Consider the following 17,122-nt stretch of genomic DNA (forward strand, 5'->3'; position numbering starts at 1 on the left):
GGGAGTCGACATGGACCAGAACACCCCTCCTCCGCTCGGCGAGCACCTGCGGTCGCCGCGGCTGCGCTCCGCGATGCTCGTGCAGCAGGAAGTGCTGTACGCGGCGCGGGAGTTCCTGCGCGGCGCCGGATTCGTGGAGCTGCTGCCGCCGCTGGTCGGACCGGTCACCGATCCCGGCGGGCGCGGCGCGAAGGCACTCGACGTGGACTACTACGGGCAGCCGTACAAGCTGATGACGAGCGCGATCCTCTACAAGCAGGCCTCGCTGAAGGGCTTCCCCAGACTCTTCTACATCGCGCCGAACGTCCGGGTGGAGCCGCCGGAGACGGCCGGCACGGGCCGGCACCTGGTGGAGTTCCACCAGATCGACGTGGAGCTGGCGGGCGGCACCCGGCAGGACGCCCAGGAGGTCGCGGCCGGACTGCTGACCCACGTGGTGGAGCACGTGTGGACGGCCGTGCCCCACCTGCTGCGGGAACTGGGGCGCGAGGAGCTGGACTTCGCGGAGCTGCGGCAGGGCAAGTTCGACGCGCTGACCCACGCGGAGGCCGTGGCCCGGCTGGCCGCACACGGGCACCCCCAGAGTCCCGACGCGGAGATCGACTGGGCGGGCGAGAAGGTGCTCTCCCTGGAGGCGGACCGGCCGTTCTTCGTCAACGACTACCCGAAGGGATCGCGCGGCTTCTACGACCGCGAGGACCCCGAACGGCCGGGCGTGCTGCGCAACTTCGACCTGATCGCGCACGGCGGTTACGGGGAGCTGGTCAGCGGCAGCGAGCGGGAGAGCCGGTACGCGGCGATCGTGACCCGGATGCGGGAGAGCGGCGAGAACCCGGCCAAGTACGCCTGGTACCTGGAGCTGGCCCGGGAGGGCATCGAGCCCAGCGCCGGCTTCGGCATGGGCCTCCAGCGCCTCGTCCGGTTCCTGACCGGCCTGGACGCGCTGTGGCAGGTCAGCGCCTACCCGAAGCTGCCGGGGGTGATCGCGCCGTGAGCGGGCTGCGGGCGGACGGGTTCCCGGAGGAGGCGGTACGGGCCCGGGCGCGGGCGGGGACGGCGGAGGTGTTCCCGCCGGCCGGGGAGTACGGGGCGGCGCTGTTCGGGGCGGCCCCGGCGCCGGGAGTGCCGGACGCGCTGGACGAGCTGCGGCTGGTTCCGCCGGTGTTCATGCCGAGGCGGCTGGAGAGGCTCATCGACCTGGGCCGGGAGCCCTCGTACGAGGACGTGGACCTGGGCACCGGGATCGGCGGGTTCACCTCCCGGCTCCCGCTGTACCTGTCGGCCTTCGGGTCCACCCGGGCGGGCAGCGGCGACCTCGGCGTGGCCGCGGCCCGGCAGGCGGCCCGGCTCGGGATCCCGATGGTGATCGGCGAGAACATGGTCCCGGTGCACGGCTACGGCAGCAGCTCGGCGTTGCTGGAGCGGGTGGCCTCCTACGCCGGGGAACTCCCCGACGGGGTGGGCGGGGTGGTGGTGCAGCAGTCCACCGAGGACGCCGACTCCGAGGTGTGGAACCTCCTCTACAGCGACCCGGGCAGCCGCCCGCTGCGCGACTCGGGGCGCCTCGGCTTCGAACTGAAGGCGGGCCAGGGCGCGAAGCCCGGCCTCGGCGGGATGACGGTGGTCGGCGCCGCGGAAGCCGAGCGTCTCGGCGGCCGGTTCGCGGTACGGGACCTGCTGGGCGACCCCGACGGGCGGCTCCTGCGGTGCGCCACCCCGGGGACCTTCACCGAGGAGATCGTGCGCCAGCAGCTGCGCTTCATGCGGAACAACTTCCCGCTGGCCCGCACCTGGGTGAAGTTCCACCCGGGTCGTGACATCGCCCGCGCGGCCGCCACCGCCTGGGCGGCGGGCGCGGACGCCGTCACCGTCGACGGCGCGGAGGGCGGCACCGGCTGGGCGCCCCGGGTGTTCCTGGAGGCGGCCGGGCTGCCGCTCGGCGAGTGCCTGCGCCGCGTCGGCAGCCCGGCCGGCGACCTGCTCGCCTCGGGCCGGATGTGGGAGGGCGGGCGCGCCGTACGGGCCCTGGCGCTGGGGGCCACGGCCGTGGGCCTGGGCCGGGCCGCGCTGCTCGCCGTCGACGAGGACCCCGAATCGGGGCTGGTGCGGCTGGTGGAGGCGATCGCCCTGGAGGTGCGGCTGCTGGTCAGCGCGCTCGGCAAGTACCGGCCGGCCGACCTCTCCCCCGAGGACCTCTGGTCCCCCCGCACCCCGGCGCCGGGCCCGGCCCCGCTGCCGGTCCCGGAGCCGTCGTGAACCCCCGGGCGGCGCGGCCCGCCGGGCGCCGCGCGGGCGGCCGCCGGGGCGGGGTCGTAAAGGCCCGGTTCCGGTTCGGGGAGGTGCCCGGGGTCACCCTGGCCCCCTCCCCCTCCCCCGCCACCGGCCTCGGTCCCGCCACCGGCCGCTCCCCCGGCCCCGCCGCGCGTCCGGCCCGCGCCCGCGCCGGCGCCACGGCCTCGGCCGCGCGGGCGGCCCGCGCCGCCGCGTGCGCCGCCGCCTCCCGGGCCCTCGCCGAGGCCGGGCTCGGCCACCTCGGCGGCCGCCTGGAACTGCGTACGTACGGGCCGGCGCCCGGAGCCCCGCGGCTCACCCGCGCCGCCCGCCGGGCCGTCGCCGTCGCACTGACGGCCCGGCCCCGACCCTGACCGTCCACCACCCCTCCCAGACAAGGTGCACCATGGAATCCCCCGTAGAAGCAACCGCCCCCGAACGCGTGCAGTGGGGCCGCGTCGGCTCCCTCGTCGGCGGCCAGGCCGCCGTCCAGCTCGGCAGCTTCGCCCTGCTCATCGCCATGAACTGGACGGCCGTCCAGCTCGGCGGCACCCGTGCCGTGACCGTGCTGATGCTCGCCGCGACCGTGCCGCGGGCCCTGATGCTGATCTTCGGCGGGGCGGTGGCCGACACCCTCGGCCCGCGCTTCGTCCTGCTGCGCACCACGGCCGCGCGGGTCGCGCTGCTGGCCGTCGGAGCCGTACTCACCGCCACCGCACAGCAGTTGTGGCCGCTGGTGGTGATCGCGCTCGTCGAGGGGGTGCTGCTGGGGCTGGCCGGTCCGGCCTCGGGCGTCCTGCTGCCCCTGTTCGCCCGGGGGGAGCAGCTGGCCCGCGCCAACTCCCTCTACGCCATGGTGCTGCGCGTGGCCCCCATCCTCGGCGCCCCGGCCGGGGCCTTCCTGATCACCGTCGGGGAACTGTGGGTGGCCCTGCTGATCGGCGCGGTCACCGGGGCGATCTGGTTCGGCTGCCTGCTGCACGTGACCCACGGTTTCGTCCGCCCGCAGCCCGAGCCCGGGGTGTCGCTCGTCAAGCGCTCCGGTGACGGGTTCCGGCTGCTGGCCCGCCACCCGCGGCTGCGCTGGATGTTCGTGGCCGCCCTCTGCCTGGACATGGCCTTCAGCTGGCCCGCCGAGGTGGCCCTGCCACTGCTGGTCTCCGAGCGGGGCTGGGGCGTGAGCGCGGTGGGCGTCGTCCTGGCGGCGTTCAGCGTGGGGGCACTCGGTTCCAGCGCCGTCGGCGCGGCGCTCGCGCACCGCATCCCGATGTTCGTCCGGCTGGTCGTGACCGGGGCCGGGCTGGCCGCCGGGATCCTGGTGATGGCGCTGATGCCCTCGGTGGTGTCGCTCACCGCCGTCGCGGCCGCGGTCGGGCTGCTGTCCGGGCTCAACGGGCCCGCCATCGTGACCCTGTACCAGCAGTCCGCGCCGGAGGACCGGATGGGCGCCGCGATGTCCACCCTCTCGCTCTCCGGGATCGGGACGGCGCCGGTCTCGATCGCCGTGTTCAGCTCCCTGTCGCTGGTCCTCGGCGTGCAGACGACCTGGCTGGTGTGCGGGGCGATCGCCTTCGTCTCCCCGGTCGCAGCGGTACTGGCCCTGCGCCACCCGGCGCGGACCGAGGAGCCGGCCGTGACGGAGCTGCCCGTCGCGGCCGCGGCGTGAACGCGCCGGCGCGGGCGGCGGGGACGGGCCGCCCGGCGGGGACGGCCCTCTCGACCCCGCCTGCCCTGCCGAGCGTGCCGCGCGTACTGACGGACCCCGGTCCGGCGCGGGCGGTCCTGGTGGCGGCGGCCCCGCAGCTGTGGCTGGTGGACACCACCGCCTACCGGGACCACGCGGCCCGGCACGCGCCGGGCACCCTGGACGCCCAGGAGCTGGCGCGGGCCGCCGAGTTCGCCCTCGCCGCCGACCGGGACAGCTACGTCTGCGCGCACGTCGCATTGCGCCGGCTGCTCGGCGCGTACCTGGGGCTGGCCCCGCGCGAGGTGACCGTGGAGCGGGCGCCCTGCGCCCACTGCGACGAACCGCACGGGCGCCCCGTACTGCCGGGCGGGGCCCTGCACTTCTCGCTGTCGCACTGCACCGGGATCAGCCTGCTGGCCTTCGCGGACGCCCCGGTGGGGGTGGACGTGGAGGAGCTGGTGCGGCCGGAGGTGATCGCGGACACGGCCGACGTGCTGCACCCGCGGGAGGCCGCGGAGCTGGCCCTGCTGCCCGCCCCCGCACGGCCGTTGGCCTTCACCCGGGTGTGGACGCGCAAGGAGGCCTACCTCAAGGGGCTGGGGGTGGGGCTCTCGGAAGATCCGGCGGCCGACTACGTGGGCACCGGCCCGGTCCCGGCCCGGATGCCGGGGTGGTCGCTGGCGGACGTGACGGTCCCGGAGGGGCACTGCGCGGCACTGGCCCTGCGGCTCCCGCCCGATGCCTAGCGGTCAACTGTCACATGTGAAATATTACCTGCGCTTCGAGTCACGGACCGAACTCCCCGAAAGGTCACCTCCGTTGCGCAGACTCCTCGCGACGGGCGCGGCGATATCCCTCGCCGCCCTCGCCCTCCTCTCCTCCCCCGCGGCGGCCGCCGCGCCACCCGCCGCCCCGCCGCCGACGGCCGCGGGCGACACCCGGGACCGGGAAGCCGTCGCACCGCCGCCCGCGCCCCTCGAACTCCAGCGCCAGGCCCTGCGCCGCCAGGCCCTGGAGGAGGTCGCGGCGGGCGGCGCGGCGGCCGGCCTGCGCGCCGAGGCCGACGGCACCCTCCCCCGTACCGCCAAGGTCGGCAAGCAGTACGTGGAGCTCGCCCAGGAGCGCAAGGACAAGGTCTTCGTCATCCTGGCCGAGTTCGGCGACCGGACGGACCCGCGCTTCGGCGGCACCCCCGGGCCCCTGCACAACACCATCGGCAAGCCCGCCGCGGACGACAACCACACCCTGTGGCACAGGGACTTCGACCGGGCCTCCTACCAGCGGCAGTTCTTCTCCACCGACCCCGGCTCGGCCAGCATGCGGGCCTACTACCGGATCCAGTCCTCCGGCCGCTACGACATGGACGGCACGGTCACCGACTGGGTCAAGCTCCCCTACAACGAGGCCCGTTACGGCACCGACAACTGCACCGAGTCCGGCCAGTGCCGCACCAACTGGGACATGATCCGCGACGCCACGGCCGCCTGGTACGACGCCGAGCGCGCCAAGGGCCGTACGCCCGAACAGATCAGGGCGCAGCTCGCCGAGTACGACGTGTGGGACCGCTACGACGCCGACCACGACGGCAACTTCGACGAGCCCGACGGCTACCTCGACCACTTGGTCGTGGTGCACGCGGGCAAGGACCAGACCTGGGGCGGCGGGGCCCAGGGCAAGGACGCCGTCTGGGCGCACCGCTGGTTCGCGTACTGGAACCAGGCGGGCACCGCGGGCCCGGAGGGCAACAAGGCGGGCGGCACCCCGGTGGGGGACACCGGGATCTGGGCCGGGGACTACCTGACCGGCGGCGAGAACAGCGGTGCCGGCCTGTTCTCCCACGAGTTCGGCCACGATCTCGGGCTGCCGGACCTGTACAGCTCGGACGGGGACAACTCCGTCAACTTCTGGTCGCTGATGTCCTCGGCGTCCTACCTCGGCAAGGGCCCCAACACCACGGGGCAGTTCCCCGGCGACCTCGATCCGTGGAGCAAGCTGCAGCTGGGCTGGCTGGAGTACACGGAGGCCGACGCGGGGCGCCGCACCCGGGCGGTGCTGGGCGTATCGGGCTACAACACCGCCGATCCGCAGGCCCTGCTGGTGCACCTCCCGCCGTCGGTGACCCGTACGGAGCTGGCCGATCCCTACGAGGGCGCGAGCCAGTGGTGGAGCGGCACCGGCGACTTCATGGACAACACCCTCACCCGGACCGTCGACCTCCCCGCCGGGCCGGCCGTCTTCTCCTCCCGGGTCTGGTACGACACCGAGCAGGACTTCGACTTCGTGACGGTCGAGGCCTCCACGGACGGCGGACGGACCTTCACCGCCCTGCCCGGCAGCGTGAACGGCGCGCCCGTACCCGCCAAGGGCCTCTCCGGCACCTCGGCCGGCTGGGCCGAACTCACCGTCCCCCTGGACCGGTTCGCGGGCACCTCGGTGCAGCTGCGCCTGCGCGTCACCTCGGACGGGAACACGCACGGCCGCGGCGCGGCCTTCGACGACCTCAGGATCACCGCCGACGGCGGCCGGGAGCTGCTGCGCGACGGCGCGGAGCAGGGCGCGAACGGCTGGACCGCCCTCAAGTGGTCGCGCACGGAGGGCCGTACGGGCAGCGAGCAGCATCCGCGCGCCTACTTCGTCGAGAACCGCCGGTACACGGGCTACGGCAGCCTGCTGAAGACGGGCCCGTACAACTTCGGCTTCACCGGCGACAAGGTGGAGTTCTACCCGTACCAGCAGGGCGTCCTGGTCTGGCTCTGGGACACCGCCTACAGCGACAACACCACCAAGGCCCACCCCGGCGCGGGGCTCCTCCTCCCGGTGGACTCCCGGCCGCAGGCGCTGAGGTTCGCGGACGGCTCCCTCCTGAACGCCCGCGCCCAGACCTTCGACGCGCCGTTCTCCACCCGCCCCACGGACCGCGTCACCCTCCACCGGGCGGGCGTCCCGCTGGTGATCCCCTCCCGCGCGGGCGTCCCGGACTTCGACGACCGCCACGGCACGTACTGGAACGCGGACCTCCCCCAGCTCGGCGTCAAGGTCCCCGACACCGGCACCCACCTCCAGATCCTGAAGGAGACCGCCGACCGGGCCACGATCCAGCTGACCCCGTCGGCCCCCTGAGCCCGGGCGCCGGGCGCCCCGTCCGCTGCGACGGGGCGCCCGGCCGCCCCACGGCCTCGGGCGGTCAGCCGCGCGGGAGGACCGTGGACAGGACCTGGGGCAGGGGGTACCAGTCCGCCGAGGTGATCGACGCGTGGCGGGACGCCATCAGGGCGACGCGGGCGCGGGCCTCGGCCTCGGTGGGGTGGACGCCGTCGATGGCCGGGGCCACGTTCTGGGCGTCGGTGGCGATCAGCAGGTAGTGGTTGCTGTCGTACCAGGAGGTGTCGATGGACGCGTAGGCGTTCGCGTCCCCGTCGAAGACCACGAACCAGGGGCGCAGCGTGGCGTCCGCGTAGCGGTTGCGGGGGTCGCCCGCCTCGGCGCGGTGGACCGCCGGGAAGGCCGCGGCCTGGGAGAGGTGGCCCGCCGCGGCCAGGGAGCGCAGGTACTCGGCGTACTCCCGGTCCGTCCAGAGCTTGTCGGCGCTGTTGCCCTCCTCGACGGTGCCGGGGATCAGTTCGACGAGGAACTTGCCGGCCATCGCGGAGCGTGCGGGCCAGGCCCCGGCGCGGGCGGCCGAGTCCAGGTCGGGGTGGCCGGCGGCGAGCTGCCCCGGGCGGTAGAGGGCGTCGCCGAGCTTGGCGGAGAGCAGGGCGTCGAGCTCGGCGGGGCCGCGGCCCAGGTTGGCGGCGAAGCCGTCCTTGAGCTCCAGTTTCAGGACGACCGGGCGGTGGCCGGGGTGGGCGTCGTGCCAGCTGCGGATGTCGGAGAGGCAGCCGGCGAGGTTCTGGTTGCGGGACTTGGTGCGCAGCTGCGCCGGGCTGGTGGCGTTCTCGCAGTTGCTGTCGTTGCCGAAGGGGTTGTCGTGGGAGACGCGCCAGGAGCTGCCGAAGAAGTTGGTCCACACGTCGAGCTCCAGCATCGCCGCGCCGGAGTCCAGGGCGTCGGCGAAGTAGGGGTACTTCGTCTTCTCGTAGGCGTTGTGGACCCCGACGCCCGTCGAGCCCGAGTAGGGCAGGTCCGCCGTGGCCGCCTCGCGCGGCGCCGCGGCCGCGCCGGCCGCCCCGGCCGGGGCCGTGCCCAGGGCGAGCCCCAGGGCCACCAGGGAGGCCACCACCGCGCCTGTGGTCCGCTTCCGTATGCTCATGTTTTCGGCTCCCGTCCGCCCGTCCGACTGTTCGGTTCAAGTCGGCTGGAGCGTAGGGGAGTTGGGTGACGGACGGAAGGACGGCAGATGGCGGTCGGCACGCTGTGAGGACCAACACGTACCGGTTCGGGAACTCTTGTCGCCTTTGCGCCGGTCGAACGGAGCGACGGAACACCCTCGACGGCGGGAGCACCACATGACCGGCAGCACGGTGAGCCGCAGGACGGTACGGATCTGCGTCCTGGCGGGCGTCTGCTGCGCCCTCGTCGCCGTGGGCCTGTCCTACCGCGCCGAGCTGCGCACCCTGCTGGGCCCCGTGGCCCAGGGCGACACGGCACGCGGCCGTTACGTCCAGGACGAGGCGCTGGCCGATGAGGCCGCCGCGTCCGCGCTGGAGCGGCTCACCGAACCGGCCGGAGCCGGGGAGAGCGCCCGCGTCCTCGCGCAGGCCGCACCGGCGACGCCCCCCTGGCGGCGCTCGGACCCGCTGGAGGCCCGCACCGCGCCCGCCGAGCCCGCGATCGGGGCCCTGTTCTCACCCGGCCCGGACTGGGACTCCGACCACCACTGCTCGGCCAGCGTGGTCCACTCCCCCGGCGGGGACCTCATCGCGACCGCCGCGCACTGCGTGTACGCGGGCGGCTTCCGCACCAACCTCGCCTTCGTCCCCGGCTACGAGGACGGTACGGCCCCCTACGGCGTGTGGGTGCCCACCCGCGTCTACGTCGACCCCCGCTGGGCCGAGTCCTCCGACCCCGACCACGACGTGGCGTTCCTGCGCGTACGGCGGCCGGGCCGTCCGGGGCAGCGGCTGGAGGACGTCACGGGGGCGCAGACCATCCGCTTCCGGCCCCCGCTGCCCGCGCCGGCCCGCCTGGTGGGCTACCCCAACGACACCGAGCAGCCGTTGGCCTGCTCCAACACCGCCGTGGCCGACGGCCCCACGCAGCTGCGGCTGGACTGCGCGGACGTGCCGAACGGCACCAGCGGCGGCCCGGTGCTGACCGGCGGGCACACCCTGATCGGGGTGATCGGCGGGCGGGACGGGGGCGGGGACGAGGAGACCTCGTACAGCACCTACTTCGGCGACGACGTCCGCGCCCTGTACGAGCGTGCGGTCGCCGAGGCCCTGTAGTCAGGAGTCCGCGGGGGCCCGGTCCCACTCGCCGCGCAGGACGCAGAACTCGTTGCCCTCGGGGTCGGCGAGGACCGCCCAGCCCGTACCGTCGGGACGGCGGTGGTCGGCGACGAAGGCGGCACCGAGGCCCAGCAGCCGGTCCACCTCCCCGTCGCGGGAGGTCTCGGGGCGCAGGCACAGGTGGAGCCGGTTCTTGACCGTCTTGGGCTCGGGCACCTGGTTGAAGTACAGCACCGGGCCCTGCGCGGGCGTCACCTGGACCTCCCGGGAGCCGGGCCCGTCCCCCGGGTCCAGCGGACCGCCGGTCACACCGCTCCAGAACCGGGCCAGTTCATAAGCATCCGCACAGTCGATCGCCACGTTCTGCACTACCGAAACCATGCGCGCCAGCCTTGCCGATTCCCGCGCCGGACGCCACCCGTCCCGGCTACCGGCGCAGGTAGGCGAGGACGGCCAGGACCCGGCGGTTGTCCTCGGTGGACGGGGCGATGCCGAGTTTGGCGAAGATGCTCGCGGTGTGCTTGGCGACGGCGCTCTCGCTGAAGTGGAGCGCGGCCGCGACGGCGGCGTTCGAGCGGCCCTGCGCCATCAGTTCCAGGACGTCCCGCTCCCGCGGGGTGAGGGCGGAGATGGTGCCCCGGGCGTCGCCGCGCGACAGCAGCCGGCCGATCACCTGCGGGTCCAGGACGGTGCCGCCCGCGGCGACGCGGCGTACGGCGTCGACGAACTGGCCGGTGTCGGTGACCCGGTCCTTGAGCAGGTAGCCCACGCCCCCGTCGTCGCTCGCCAGCAGCTCGTTGGCGTACAGCTGGTCGACGTACTGGGACAGGACGAGGACGGGCAGCCCGCGATGGTGGCGGCGGGCTTCGAGGGCGGCCTGGAGGCCCTCGTCGGTGAAGGTCGGCGGCAGGCGTACGTCGACGACCGCGACGTCCGGCTTCTCCTCCAGCAGGGCGCGCAGCAGGGAGGGGCCGTTGTCCACCGCGGAGACGACGTCGAAGCCGTGCTCCCGGAGCGTGCGGACCAGGCCGTCCCTCAGGAGGAAGAGGTCTTCGGCAAGGACGACGCGCACGGGATCTCCAGGGTCACTGTGGTCGGTCCGCCCGGCGGGCTGTGCAGGGCGAGGCTCCCGTCGAAGGTAGCCAATCGGGCGCGGACGCCGAGCAGTCCGGTCCCCCGGGCGGGATCCGCGCCCCCGCGCCCGTCGTCGGTGACGCTGACGCTCAGCCGCCCGCCGCCGCTTTCCTCTCCACTCCCGTCGCCGTGGGCGAGGACTATGTCGACGCGGTCCCCGCCGGAGTGCTTCGCCGCGTTGGCCAGCAGCTCGTTGACCGCGAAGTAGGCGGCCGATTCGACCGCGGCCGGCAGCCGTCCGGCGAGGCGGACCTCGACGTGCACGTCGAGGAAGCTGTCCAGGGCCAGGGAGCGCACGGCGTCGCCCAGACCCCGGTCGGTCAGGATCGGCGGCTGGATGCCCCGGACCAGGTCGCGCAGGTCCTCAAGGGCCCGTGCGGACAGTTCGCGCGCCTCCAGCAGCGCGGCGCGGGCGGCGTGCGGATCGTCCAGCAGGCGCGTCGCGCCGTCCAGGCGCATCCCGAGGGCGACGAGCCGGGCCTGGGCCCCGTCGTGCAGGTCCCGCTCGATGCGGCGCAGTTCGTCCGCCCGGGCGTCGAGCGCCACGGCCCGGGTGTCCGTCAGCTGCTCGATGCGGCGCACGAGTTCGGCGGTGCGCGGCGCGGCGAGGAGCAGGCGGCCCCAGCGGGCGTGCAGGCGCAGTACGGAGGGCGCGAGAAGCAGACCCGCCGCCGTGAACCCGAGGCCCAGGAGCAGCGCCGCGACCATGGTGGCGGTGGTGTGCACGGGGACGAACGCGTACCAGTTGCCGTCGTCCAGCAGCCGCCACACGAACGGCTGGACCAGCACCCCGAACGCCCCGTACACGACGAGCGACGGGGGTACGGCGACCAGCAGGCCGCCCACCAGGGGCTCCAGCCACGCCCAGCCCAGGTCCCGCCAGAACCCGGCGTCGGCCAGGACCGCGCGGGCCCCCGCCGTCCGCGGGAGGGGGTCGGGCGGGGCGCCCCGGACCCCCGACCAGCGCGCGGCCCGCTCCCGGGCCCGGTCGGCGCACCGGCGCAGCGCGGCCGCGGCGGGCGGCAGCAGCCGGTGGCCGAGTCCGACGGGCAGCAACAGCAGCGCGGCCACGACGGCCGGCCCGACGCAGGCCACCAGCAGGCCCAGCAGTCCGGCCAGCTGGCAGCGGCCGACGGCGGTCAGGGCGCGGAGGGTCCCCGCGCGGGAGCGGGCGGCGATCGCACTCATGTCCCGTGCAGGGTAGTCGGCGCGGGGCCGGCCTCCGACGCGGGCGCCGGTGCCCGCGACGCCGCCGGGGCACGCCGCCCCGCCCACGCCAGGGCCACCACCAGGCAGGCGAACCCGAAGCAGAGCATCGGCGTGACCGCCCCCGACTCCTCGTCCAGGAAGAGGAGCAGTCCGAGGTTGACGAGCGTGTGGAAGCCGCCCGCCAGCAGCAGCCGGTACGGACCGCCCGTGCCGTCGAGGGCCACGCCCAGGACGACCGACATGGCCACGGTGGCGAGGAGGAAGCCCGCGGCGTAGGCGGGGGCCTGCGCGAAGACCGGTACGTGCCAGGCACCCCACACCACGCCCACCGTCACCGACGAGGCGAGGGTCCCCCACCGGGTCCGCAGCAGCGGCTGGAGGAAGCAGCGCCAGCCGATCTCCTCCCCGCACGCCCCCACCAGCTGGGCCGCCGCGATCAGGACGAAAGAGTGGTGCAGGGCCCCCGGGGGCGTGAAGCCGACGACCCCGCGGAGCGTCCCGTACGCGAGCACGGTGAGCGCGACGATCAGGGCCGCCGACCCGAGCAGCCCGGTCGCGCGCCCGACACCCCTATCGCCGTGTCCGCCCCGCAGCAGTCCGCGGGTCCGCCCCCACCGGTACAGGGCGACCGCGCCCACCCCGACGGCCGGCCCGAACTGGGTCAGCTGCACCACCTCGGTGGGCACCCCGGTGGCCGGCTGCACCGCCCCCAGCACCCCGGCCGCCACGAAGGCCACCGCGGTGAACACCCCCGCCGCACCCCACGGCCCCCCACGCCCCGCCCGCCCCACGCCGTCCACCGTCGCCATGCCCGTCCCGTCCGTCCGTCCGTCCGTATCCCGATCGCCTACACGGACGACGATGCCGGGCACGTCGACCCCGGACACTGCACCCTGCTCCCCGGTGGGGGTGCACCTGGGTCCACCCCCACCCGGGGCGGCGCGGCGCTAGGTGCGGCCGGGTTCCGGGTGGTGGGGCGGGTAGGCCGGGGCGTGGGGGGCGGTGGGCAGGCGCCACTTGGACAGGACGCGGAGCACCGTCCCCGGGCTGAGCAGGGTGGTGGGAGGTTCGGTCAGGGAGAGGACGCCGAAGAAGGGGGCCGAGAGCGCCGCATCGGTGTTGGCGCCGACCATCACCCGGGACATGTAGTGCTGGAGGATCCGGGTGGCACGGTCCGGGGGCGGCCCCTCGGTGCCGGGGTAGCGCAGGTCCTCGCTGGTGGCGATCTGCCAGGCGACGGAGGCCGCCGTGGCGGTGCGCCGCTGGAGTTCGCGGGACACGGCCGGGATCCGGTCCGCCGGGAGACCGGCGAGGGCCTCGCGCAGGGCCTCCGCCCCCAGGGCCGCGACGGTCATCCCGTGCCCGTACACGGGGTTGAAGCGGCAGCCGGCGTCCCCGGCCACCAGGAGGCCGTCGGGCAGCCGCTCCAGGCGTTCGTAGTGCCGCCATTCGTTGGCGGTGCCGCGGAAACCGACGGGCTCGGACAGCGGCTCCGCGTCGCGGACGGCGTCGTACAGGGCCGGGCTGCGCAGGCCGCGGGCGAACTCCAGGAAGCCGGGATCCCTGGTGGGCGGGGCGTGTTCGCCGTTGCCGATGAGGGTGACCAGCCACCGGTCGCCGTCGACCGGGATGAGGACGCCGCCGCGCGGGCTGTCCGGGCGGCCCTGCACGTACATCCCCTGCCAGCGGCGCGCCGGGTCCGGCGGGATCCGGTACGTACGGCTGGAGTAGCCGAGGTGGGAGTCGTAGCGGGTGACGGCTGGGGCGGGCAGGCCCAGGGCGGCCAGCCAGGCCGGGGTCTTGGAGGTGCGGCCGGTGGCGTCGACGACGAGCCCGGCGTGCACGGGGCCGTCCCCGCGCAGGGTCACCCCGGCGACGGAGCGGCCGTCGGCCCCGGCCATGAGTCCGTTGGCCGCGACGCCCGTACGCACCCGGATCCGCCGGTCGCGCAGCACGGCCCGGCGCAGCGTCCATTCGGTCAGCTCCCGGCTGGCGAGCAGCACCCGGGTGCCCGGGAGCGGCCCGAACCAGTCGGCGGGGCTCAGCCAGAGGAAGTCGCGGGGCGAGTCCAGCAGGGCGGCCCCGCCCTCCGTCAGCTCCCCGGTGATCCCGGGCAGCAGCCGCTCCATCGCCTCCAGGCCCCGCTCCCACAGCACGTGGGCATGACTCGACTGCGGGACTCCGGGCCGGAACTGCGGCCCGTCCGAGCTCAGTTCGTCCCGCTCCACGACGGTGACCCGCGCGAACCGCTCCGCGAGCACCCGCGCCGTCAGCAGGCCGGCCAGGCCCGCGCCGAGCACCACCGCGTGGTCGCGGCCTTCTGAGTGGTTGTCCGGAGTGTCGTCCATGGTGCGAGTGTCCGGCGGCCGCAACCCTCGGGGTGAGCCCCCGTCCGGGGCGGACGGAGGCACGACGGGGGCGGACGGAGGCACGCCCACGTGAACGGATCCCGGCCCGGGGCAAGCCGGTTGGCCCGCTCCCCGCGACTGTCCGGCACCGCCTCTCCGGCCCACCGGCCGCGGAAGAGGGGCTTCGTCCGGACCACACGGAAGGGGCCGCGCCCCCTACCCTGGCGGGAACGAGCCGCAAGGAGAGGGGGCAAGGCCGCCATGTCCACCGATGCCACGCCGGACCCGTACCGCGACCCACTGGTGCTCGGCCAGAGAATGCAGGTGCTCCGCACCCGCCGAGGTCTCACCCGCGACCAACTCGGCGGCCTCGTCGGCCGGTCCGGGTCCTGGGTGAAGGCCGTCGAGACCGGGCGGCTGAAGACGCCGACGCTACCGGTGATCCTGCGGATCGCCGAGGTGCTCCGGGTCCGGGACCTGTCCGACCTCACGGGGGACCAGTCCATGCGGGTCGACCTGTTCACCGGCCCCGGCCACCCGCGGTTCGCCGCGGTCCGCGAGGCCCTGAACTCGCTCCGGCTCGACGGTGGCGACCGCGAGGCGCCCTCCGCCGCGCACCTGTCGGCCCGCCTGTCGAGGGCGTGGCAGGCCCGGCACTCCGCGCCGAACCACCGTGACGTCATCGGCGCGTTGCTGCCGGACCTGATCCGGGACGCACAGTCCGCGGTCCGGGCCGCCGGCACGGTCGCCGACCTCAAGGCCGCCCAGGCCCGGTTGGCGGAGACCTACTTCCTGGCCCAGTTCTTCTGTGCCTACCAGCCCGACGCCCCGCTGGTCTGGCGCGTCGCGGACCGCGGCATGACGGCCGCCCGGGACTCCGGTGACCCGCACGCCATCGGCCTCGCCGCATGGCTGACCACCCAGGCGCACCGCGAGAGCGCGCACCTGGACGCCGCGGACGCCGTCACCCTGGAAACCCTCCGGTTCCTGGAGCCCCTGCTGCCCGACGCCGGCACGGACGTCCGCGCGGTCGCCGGGGCCCTGACCGTCGAGGCCGGGCTGACGGCGGCGCGCCGCGGGCAGACGGGTACGGCGTGGCGGTACTGGGACGACGCCCGCGCCCTCGCCGAGTCCCTGCCCACCGGCTACTTCCACCCGGTCACCTCGTTCTCGCGCGCGGTCATCGGTGCGCACGCGGTGACGGTGGCCGTGGAACTGCACGCCGGTGGGGAGTCGGCACGGCAGGCCGCCCGCGCGGAGGCCGAGGCGATCCCGTCCCGGCCGCGCCGGGCCCGGCACCGGATCGAGCAGGCCCGCGCGTACCACCTCGACGCCCAGCCGGACGTGGCCCTGGCCACGCTGGAACAGGCCCACGAGGCCGCGCCGGAGACCGTCCGGTACAACGGGCACGCACGCCGGATCGTCCTGGAGGAGGCCGAGGCCACATCCCCCCGGCGCCGGCGACGGGCCTCGGAGCTGGCCACCCGTCTCGGCATGCTGACCGCGTGAGGTGACGATGGGGGCACGATCCGTACCCCTGTCGTCACGCGGTGGCCCCTACCGTCGTCGCACCACTCGCCGACGACGGTAGGGAGCCCCCCATGAATCCGAATTCCGACGGTACGGACATCCAGCGGCTCGTCGGCCGGGCCCTCGTGCCCTACTCGGAACGGCCCGACGCCGCCGGGGTCGCGCGGCTGGTCGACGAGCTGATCACCGCCGGGGAGGCGCTGCACGCCGAGGTGAGCACCGTCACCGCCGGCCGGCGGACCGAGCGCGCCGGGTCCGCCCTGGCGGAATGGGCGTACTTCGTCGACGCCGGTCCGACGGGGCGGGGCGACCACGCGAACTGGAACCACGCCCGCACCCTGGCCCGCATCCTTCGCAACCTCGCCGTGTCCCCGGCCGACCGGTCGAGCGGCGTCCTGTGACCGAGCGCGTGCGGCAACTGCTGTACGCCGTGATCGCGCTCGGGATGCTCGCCGTCATCGCCGCCGGCACCTGTCCGGGGCGCGAGCCGGCCCCCGTACCGTCAGCGCGGCAGCGACCCGTACGAGACTCCCGTGAGCTTCTCCGAGGCGGCCCAGAGCCGTTCGCCCGCCGCGTCGTCGAGGGTGCGGCGGGCCCGCCAGGACGGTACGGGCGCGCCGCGCCAGCCCAGCCGGGGGCCGAAGAACGCGTCCTGGGCGACGCCGGGCGCGGTGGCCGCGTACAGGGTGGGCAGGGCGCCCGAGGCCGCGGGCTGGGCGAGCACGCCGTTGCCGAGGGCCATGACCCGGGAGGCGAGCGTGCTGCCCTCCTGGGCGGAGGCCCCGGCGTGCAGGTTGGTGGAGGCGTAGCCGGGGTGCGCCGCCGCGGCGGTGATCGTGGCCCCGGCGGCCGTGAAGCGGCGGGCGAGTTCGTGGGTGAAGAGCAGGTTGGCGCTCTTGGAGCGGCCGTAGGCGATCCAGCGCCGGTAGCCGTCCGCGCCCCGGGCGGGATCGGGGTCGAGGTCCTCGGGCCGTACGTCGCCGAGCACGTGGAAACCGCTGGAGACGTTGACGATCCGGGCCCCGGGACCGGCCGCCCGCAGCCTCGGCAGCAGCAGCCCGGTCAGGGCGAAGTGCCCGAGGTGGTTCACCCCGAACTGCGTCTCGAACCCGTCGGCGGTCCGCCCGTACGGCAGCGCCATCACCCCGGCGTTGTTCACCAGCAGGTCGAGGCGGGGGCTGCGCTGCCCGAAGTCCCGCGCGAACTCCCGTACGGAGGACAGGTCGGCCAGGTCCAGCGGGGCGAACTCCACCTCCGCGCCCGGCACTTCGCCGCGCAGCCGGATCACCGCGGCGCGCCCGCGGGCGGCGCTGCGGCAGGCCAGGGTCACGGCCGCACCGCGGCGCGCGAGCTCGCGGGCGGTGACGTAGCCGATGCCGCTGTTGGCCCCGGTCACGACGGCGGTCCGGCCGCCCTGGTCGGGAATGTTCGTGGCGTTCCAGCCGGTCACGGCGGCTCCCTCGGCACGGATGCGCGGTCTTGGACGGTCACCGCCACCCTACTCAGCCCCCACCCCACCCCGTCGGGACCCCCGCCCTCCGGCCGGCGCCACTGCT

16 protein-coding genes are annotated in these 17,122 nt (G+C 75.2%); 9 read left to right on the forward strand and 7 right to left on the reverse strand.

Annotated elements, in window-relative coordinates:
- Positions 1-10 precede the first annotated feature (10 nt).
- The 6 genes from SLAV_RS09165 (at position 11) to SLAV_RS09190 (ending at position 7,078) form a co-directional block, all read left to right on the forward strand.
- A complete protein-coding gene (locus SLAV_RS09165) occupies positions 11-994 on the forward strand; it encodes an asparagine synthetase A (RefSeq protein WP_030234585.1) in 984 nt (327 codons plus the stop codon).
- The gene (locus SLAV_RS09170) at positions 991-2,256 is read left to right on the forward strand and encodes a glutamate synthase-related protein (protein ID WP_030234584.1); all 1,266 of its coding nucleotides are present in this window, start codon (positions 991-993) and stop codon (positions 2,254-2,256) included. The genes SLAV_RS09165 and SLAV_RS09170 overlap by 4 nt, the downstream gene beginning before the upstream one ends.
- On the forward strand, positions 2,253-2,645 hold the full coding sequence (locus tag SLAV_RS09175) for a hypothetical protein (RefSeq protein ID WP_037687843.1): 393 nt from the start codon (positions 2,253-2,255) through the stop codon (positions 2,643-2,645). Before SLAV_RS09170 ends, SLAV_RS09175 begins: the two co-directional genes overlap by 4 nt.
- Before the next feature lie 32 nt (positions 2,646-2,677).
- Entirely contained in the window at positions 2,678-3,937 is a 1,260-nt protein-coding gene (locus SLAV_RS09180) for an MFS transporter (RefSeq protein WP_078950482.1), read from the forward strand.
- A gap of 74 nt (positions 3,938-4,011) precedes the next feature.
- Positions 4,012-4,704 (forward strand): 4'-phosphopantetheinyl transferase family protein, encoded by a 693-nt coding sequence (locus SLAV_RS09185; RefSeq protein WP_234333736.1) that lies wholly within the window; start codon positions 4,012-4,014, stop codon positions 4,702-4,704.
- A gap of 73 nt (positions 4,705-4,777) precedes the next feature.
- Entirely contained in the window at positions 4,778-7,078 is a 2,301-nt protein-coding gene (locus SLAV_RS09190) for an immune inhibitor A domain-containing protein (RefSeq protein ID WP_030234577.1), read from the forward strand.
- 64 nt (positions 7,079-7,142) lie between these two features.
- On the opposite strand, the gene SLAV_RS09195 is transcribed toward SLAV_RS09190, so the two are convergent.
- Entirely contained in the window at positions 7,143-8,207 is a 1,065-nt protein-coding gene (locus tag SLAV_RS09195; protein WP_030234575.1) for a phosphatidylinositol-specific phospholipase C domain-containing protein, read from the reverse strand.
- Positions 8,208-8,403: 196 nt separating this feature from the next.
- On the opposite strand from SLAV_RS09195, the gene SLAV_RS09200 reads away from it, so the two are divergent.
- Complete coding sequence (locus SLAV_RS09200; protein WP_051841180.1) at positions 8,404-9,342, forward strand: trypsin-like serine peptidase; 939 nt, start codon at positions 8,404-8,406, stop codon at positions 9,340-9,342.
- Here the strand turns inward: SLAV_RS09200 and SLAV_RS09205 are convergent, their stop codons facing one another.
- The 5 genes from SLAV_RS09205 to SLAV_RS09225 all read right to left on the reverse strand — a co-directional run bounded on the left by SLAV_RS09205 (position 9,343) and on the right by SLAV_RS09225 (position 14,036).
- Positions 9,343-9,726, reverse strand: a complete 384-nt coding sequence (locus SLAV_RS09205; protein WP_030234570.1) for a VOC family protein — start codon at positions 9,724-9,726, stop codon at positions 9,343-9,345.
- Between the two features lie 46 nt (positions 9,727-9,772).
- On the reverse strand, positions 9,773-10,417 hold the full coding sequence (locus SLAV_RS09210) for a response regulator transcription factor (protein ID WP_030234568.1): 645 nt from the start codon (positions 10,415-10,417) through the stop codon (positions 9,773-9,775).
- Entirely contained in the window at positions 10,381-11,667 is a 1,287-nt protein-coding gene (locus tag SLAV_RS09215) for a sensor histidine kinase (protein WP_030234565.1), read from the reverse strand. The genes SLAV_RS09210 and SLAV_RS09215 overlap by 37 nt, the downstream gene beginning before the upstream one ends.
- Entirely contained in the window at positions 11,664-12,497 is an 834-nt protein-coding gene (locus SLAV_RS09220; protein ID WP_051841179.1) for a CPBP family intramembrane glutamic endopeptidase, read from the reverse strand. Before SLAV_RS09220 ends, SLAV_RS09215 begins: the two co-directional genes overlap by 4 nt.
- Before the next feature lie 138 nt (positions 12,498-12,635).
- Positions 12,636-14,036, reverse strand: coding sequence for an FAD-dependent oxidoreductase (locus tag SLAV_RS09225; protein ID WP_063760330.1), 1,401 nt, complete (start codon positions 14,034-14,036; stop codon positions 12,636-12,638).
- Positions 14,037-14,297: 261 nt separating this feature from the next.
- Between SLAV_RS09225 and SLAV_RS09230 the strand changes: the two genes are divergently transcribed.
- Positions 14,298-15,545 carry a helix-turn-helix domain-containing protein gene (locus SLAV_RS09230; protein WP_030234557.1) on the forward strand — a complete coding sequence of 416 codons (1,248 nt, stop codon included), beginning with the start codon at positions 14,298-14,300 and terminating at the stop codon, positions 15,543-15,545.
- 92 nt (positions 15,546-15,637) lie between these two features.
- Complete coding sequence (locus SLAV_RS09235) at positions 15,638-15,967, forward strand: DUF6415 family natural product biosynthesis protein (RefSeq protein ID WP_030234555.1); 330 nt, start codon at positions 15,638-15,640, stop codon at positions 15,965-15,967.
- Between the two features lie 101 nt (positions 15,968-16,068).
- Here the strand turns inward: SLAV_RS09235 and SLAV_RS09240 are convergent, their stop codons facing one another.
- Positions 16,069-17,016 carry an oxidoreductase gene (locus SLAV_RS09240; protein ID WP_030234552.1) on the reverse strand — a complete coding sequence of 316 codons (948 nt, stop codon included), beginning with the start codon at positions 17,014-17,016 and terminating at the stop codon, positions 16,069-16,071.
- Positions 17,017-17,122 lie beyond the last annotated feature (106 nt).

It is taken from the genome of Streptomyces lavendulae subsp. lavendulae (assembly GCF_002803845.1).
GTDB lineage: Bacteria > Actinomycetota > Actinomycetes > Streptomycetales > Streptomycetaceae > Streptomyces > Streptomyces lavendulae.

Excerpts from the sequence above, each read along its gene's own strand:
- SLAV_RS09200 (WP_051841180.1), top strand. The coding sequence starts at position 8,404 with ATGACCGGCAGCACGGTGAGCCGCAGGACGGTACGGATCTGCGTCCTG.
- SLAV_RS09205 (WP_030234570.1), bottom strand. The coding sequence starts at position 9,726 with ATGGTTTCGGTAGTGCAGAACGTGGCGATCGACTGTGCGGATGCTTAT.
- SLAV_RS09215 (WP_030234565.1), bottom strand. The coding sequence starts at position 11,667 with ATGAGTGCGATCGCCGCCCGCTCCCGCGCGGGGACCCTCCGCGCCCTG.
- SLAV_RS09220 (WP_051841179.1), bottom strand. The coding sequence starts at position 12,497 with ATGGCGACGGTGGACGGCGTGGGGCGGGCGGGGCGTGGGGGGCCGTGG.
- SLAV_RS09225 (WP_063760330.1), bottom strand. The coding sequence starts at position 14,036 with ATGGACGACACTCCGGACAACCACTCAGAAGGCCGCGACCACGCGGTG.
- SLAV_RS09180 (WP_078950482.1), top strand. The coding sequence starts at position 2,678 with ATGGAATCCCCCGTAGAAGCAACCGCCCCCGAACGCGTGCAGTGGGGC.
- SLAV_RS09195 (WP_030234575.1), bottom strand. The coding sequence starts at position 8,207 with ATGAGCATACGGAAGCGGACCACAGGCGCGGTGGTGGCCTCCCTGGTG.
- SLAV_RS09165 (WP_030234585.1), top strand. The coding sequence starts at position 11 with ATGGACCAGAACACCCCTCCTCCGCTCGGCGAGCACCTGCGGTCGCCG.
- SLAV_RS09230 (WP_030234557.1), top strand. The coding sequence starts at position 14,298 with ATGTCCACCGATGCCACGCCGGACCCGTACCGCGACCCACTGGTGCTC.
- SLAV_RS09235 (WP_030234555.1), top strand. The coding sequence starts at position 15,638 with ATGAATCCGAATTCCGACGGTACGGACATCCAGCGGCTCGTCGGCCGG.